Consider the following 4,553-nt stretch of genomic DNA (forward strand, 5'->3'; position numbering starts at 1 on the left):
AATGTCGCCGTTGCCGTTGGGTGTTGTTCTCGTCCGTTAAACACAAAACTAAGCGGCTCGCGCCAAATAACGGGAACATCGGTGCGTTCGATTTCGCCGATTGTAAACAAAACAGGGCGAGTTCCCGTGTAATTTCCTATTCCCGTAACAACTGCCTGCGCATTAGTCCCCGGATTTACATTACTGAAATATTGCACTGTATAATCCGTTCCCAATGCCAACGTTCTGCCGCCATCGGTTATTGTAAGCAGCGGAGTTATTGGCTCCTCCGTAAACTGTTGCGGCGGAATATCCATAATTGCGACATCGTTTATGTCGCGCCAATTTATTGTGAAAGCTCGAGTAACAGTTCCTGTAAAACTGCCTATTCCCGTTATTATGGCTTGTCCGACATTAGTCCCCGCATCTACGTTTCCTCCCCAAGTCAAAGTAAAGTCCCGCCCCTCTTGCAAATCGCCCTCGGTGTTGTGGCGAACTGTGAGTGTAGGAGTGTGTCGTTCGCCGTTAAATGTTACGGCGGGTAAAGTAGCAGGAGTGGTTGTTATATTCTGTATTGAGTGCGCCGCAACAATATTAAAGTTCATAACTCTGTTTCCGGTAAAAAGTCCCATACCTGTAATACTTACAGAGCCGGCGTTTGTGCCGATAGTGTTGTTTGCGCCGTAGCCCAAAATGTAGTCCACACCGTTTTGCAAAACCACAGCGCCGCCGAAATCACGGATTTCTATTTCGGGTTCGATTGGGGCTCCTGTGTGGAGTTGTTGGGGGATTGAATTCGGCACAAATGTCGCGCTTGTTATTGCTCGTCCTGTGTTGGTGATAAAAAAGTTATAGCCGATAGTTGTTCCCTCGTAATTTCCCATACCGATAATTCGCATTCTCGCAGGATTGTTGTTTGGGCTGACGTTAATGTTGCGTTCAAATTCAAGTTGAAAATCTATGTCGAGAGTGAGCGGTTGCCCGTTGTGTTCAATTTGCACGGTTGGAGTTATTGCACCGCCCGTGTGGAGCATTATTCCTGTGTAAGGCATTGCCGAAGATATAAGATTTGCAGGTGCAGGGCTTACTGCTGTTCGTTGTCCGTCGATGGTGAATTTAGCGCGCGAGAGCGGATAAAATGTCCGTAAAAACGGCTCGCCGTTATACATCAGCGCATCCATTCCCCAGATGTTTTCTATGTCCCAATGCGCAAATGTTGTTCGTTGGCGCATTTGCGCGGTGGTGAGTGGAACGCCTCTGCCGTCGTTGTCGTTTCTGCCGCTTCGTTGGCTGTCGAAGAACGAGTTGATGATGGTGCCGCTTTGGTTTTGTCCGACAAGTCCGCCGATGTTGTTAGCCGAGCCGAAAACAAAGCCGGTTGAATAGCCGTTCTCAATCGTGCCGAAGTTTACGCCTACCGCGCCGCCGCCCGTGGGGGTGTTTGCCATTGCTGTTGCCACTGCCATTGCGAGTAGCAAGATGATTAATTTGAGTTTGTTCCGTTTCATTTTATCTTCTCCTTTTTGTTTCTTCTGCCAAAAGAGGTATTACGATTTTCGATACCGACTTCTTATGGAATTGCTGACTTTTTCGTAATCCGGATAGAAAAAGCCCTCGTTAATATCCATTTTTTCAAGTTCTTTTAAGATGCCTTTCTTTGAACCCGCCGGAATGATTATCGGATTCAAAAGCCATTCTTCAGGGAAAGTAGCCCATTTGCTTTTATCTTTTCCGCCTTCTATTCCAAACAAAAAGAAATATCCGCATTGGCAGTTAATTCTTTCGTTATTCATATTGGGACGCAAACAAAAAACGGAACTAATATGCTTCGGTTTAACCATAGAATACTGCGTTATGCTTTCCGGTTGAATGTCCCAACAAAGCTGTTTAATGCTTTCTTGCTTATTAAATTCTTCAATCGACAACGACAAATCGTAGCCACCTCGTAAATCAAACGGCTGCCTTGCTAAATTAGAAACTATTTTAATTCTGTCGCTGTCGCAAAAATAAATTTCTTTTCTAGGAACGGAATAAAAATACACGACTCCATCTTCACCTGTTCCATCTTCTTTTCCATCGTCATAGCAAGCAAAAAACAATGAAACAAGCAAATTTTTTGTTATGTCCATAATTCGTGTCGGAAATCTGTAATGCTGCATTAAAATAAGCTTTTCAATTGTTGTTTTTTGTGCAAGCATTTCGTTCGGAAAACGAGCAACGGTTTCTCTGAAAATCTTGTGTTCGTTTTCAATATGTCCTTTTTCGTAATGAATAGATGGGCAATGTCGTGTTTTTTCCGGATAAATAACCCTTACCCCACGATGAAAAACCTCGTTATCCTCGCCTTGATTAAGGCGAAAGCGAAAACTTTTCTCGAAAAACTCGCCTACAGAATTTGCTTCAAGTTTCATTTTGTCCTCACTTGATTTTTTTGCAGGTTTTAATATAAGTTTCAAGAAGAAATGCGCTTTTTACAAGTTCATTTTCAACCGATACCTCTTCTAATTGCTTACAATTCGTAATAACCTTGCTGTAATCATCAACATTCGAAGCAATCATTCCGCGTAATTCGTTTGCAAACACATCTTTTTTGCCAAGTTTTTCGCAATCAAAAATTGCGCGTTCGTAGTTTCCGCTTAAGTAATAAGCAAATGCACGAATGCGGCGAAATTCATTACTTTTTTCTTTTGCTTTATCTCCTCTTGCCAATGCCTCTTTTTCTTCAGCTTCTTTTTTTGCTTTTTCAGCTTCTTTTTTTGCTTTTTCAGCTTCTTCTTTTGCTTTTTCAGCTTCTTCTTTTGCTGTTGCCGCTTCTTCTAGTGCTGCAACCAATGCTTTTGAAGCATCTTCTATCACGTCTTTGTAGTTATTTTCGTTGTGCTCTTTGCTCCGCAAAAACAATTTGGCAAATGCGCTATGAAAATCTCCGCCAGCTTTAGCAATAATGCTGTCCCAATCTTTTTCTTCCCACAATTTAATCAAAGTACTCATACCTAAAACTCCTTAAATCCCTCTAAATTTTATTTAACCTTTGCCGAAATCGGAGAGAAATACAATCTCTGCAAGGTTTTGCGCCATTGTAGCGCTTTTTCTAATTCCTTTTTTCAAACCCAAACATCCGAACAGCAAGTGTTATAATTGCGGAGAGAACGCCACACGGAAGCCGCCGCTGCCCCACCCGGAGTCGGGAACGCTGTGGCTACGAAGAGCAACGCGAGCGATAGCCGCATAGTTGCCCCAATTGCTGCCGCGTATCACGCGATGAGAGCCGCTCCATATAGAATTCGTCCATTCCCACACATTTCCGCTCATATCATATATTCCTAACTCATTTGGGCTCAAACCTCCGACAGGGTGAGTTTGACCTCCGCTGTTTTGGTTGTGCCAAGCAACTTCATTCGCTGTATTACTACCAGCCCAAATATAATCCACTCCTCCGTTATTCCCTTGTCGCTGATTTCCACCACGTGCCGCAAACTCCCATTCGTATTCCGTCGGTAATCTTGCTCCGATCCGTGCTAAAAAGCCATCTGCTGAAGTTATATCATTAAAATTTACTTGCTCAACGGGATTATTGGGACGACCGCTAAAATTTGATGGAGTTGCGCTTAATGTAGAGTGTCCTGTCATTACCGCCTGATACTGCGCTTGCGTTATGGGATACCTACCTATCCAAAACCCGTCGCTTATTGTATGACTGCTACCAACTGTAGCAGGAGTTGTTGAGGCACAAGCGCGAAACATAAAAGTCCCCGGTGCCACATAAATTAAGTCAATGTAAATACCCCTTACAATAAGCCGCACTCCTTGCCCCTCAACAGGATTTAACGGAAGAGTAGTCGAAAGCGGAAAATCAGCTGTGCCAACTACCGCAACTGTTTGCGCAGAAGAATGGAAGTTTCTGAGTGTTCCTCTGTTTTCAGCAACCAATCCGCCAACAGTCGGTGCTAAAACTCTGCCCGAAGCGTGAACTTCTTCTATCGTTCCCCGATTTACCGCCGCAAGCGCACCTGCCAAATTACCGCCGAGAATATTTACATCGACAGACAAATTTCGTACAATGCCGTTTATGCCGATAACGCCGAAGAAGCCGAGATTGCCGTCTGTGCTCAAGTTGTTGATTTTTACACCGCTGACAGTTCGCCCGTTGCCGTCGAATGTCCCCATAAACGCCCGCGCCTCTGTATTGCCAATCGGCACCCACTCAGGCGCGCCGCCTAAATCAATATCGGCAGTAAGCGTTATTGTTCTTCCCGAAAAATTATCACCGCCGTTTACCTGCGTTGCAAAATTCCGCAACTGTTGCGCAGTGCCGATATTTACATTTTGTGCGCTAACTACGCTTACTCCTGCAACGATAGTCAAAATCGCCGCCAAAAATTTAACGCCGTTTTTCATTTGAAAACTCCTTTATTTGTATTTGTTTTGTTTTTACGAAACGAAGAAAAACCTCTCTCAAAAAAGAGGTTTTCATAAATATATATTGAATCTTTACTTCGTGTATTACTTTTAGTTAACGCACGCAAGTGCCTGCAAACCAACGACTTAATGCGGGGGGGGGGGGGGGGGGGGGG

The 4,553-nt window shown here is 44.1% G+C and carries 4 protein-coding genes; all 4 read right to left on the reverse strand.

Annotation, left to right across the window (positions count from 1 at the left end):
* Positions 1–1,487, reverse strand: a 1,487-nt coding sequence (locus FWE23_11315; GenBank protein MCL2846015.1) for a hypothetical protein, incomplete at its 3' end; no start/stop codon positions are given.
* 39 nt (positions 1,488–1,526) lie between these two features.
* On the reverse strand, positions 1,527–2,390 hold the full coding sequence (locus FWE23_11320) for an FRG domain-containing protein (GenBank protein MCL2846016.1): 864 nt from the start codon (positions 2,388–2,390) through the stop codon (positions 1,527–1,529).
* Between the two features lie 7 nt (positions 2,391–2,397).
* Positions 2,398–2,970, reverse strand: coding sequence for a hypothetical protein (locus FWE23_11325; protein MCL2846017.1), 573 nt, complete (start codon positions 2,968–2,970; stop codon positions 2,398–2,400).
* Between the two features lie 141 nt (positions 2,971–3,111).
* Entirely contained in the window at positions 3,112–4,377 is a 1,266-nt protein-coding gene (locus FWE23_11330) for an SUMF1/EgtB/PvdO family nonheme iron enzyme (protein ID MCL2846018.1), read from the reverse strand.
* Between the last annotated feature and the right edge of the window lie 176 nt (positions 4,378–4,553).

The organism is Chitinivibrionia bacterium (assembly GCA_009779925.1).
GTDB lineage: Bacteria > Fibrobacterota > Chitinivibrionia > Chitinivibrionales > Chitinivibrionaceae > WRFX01.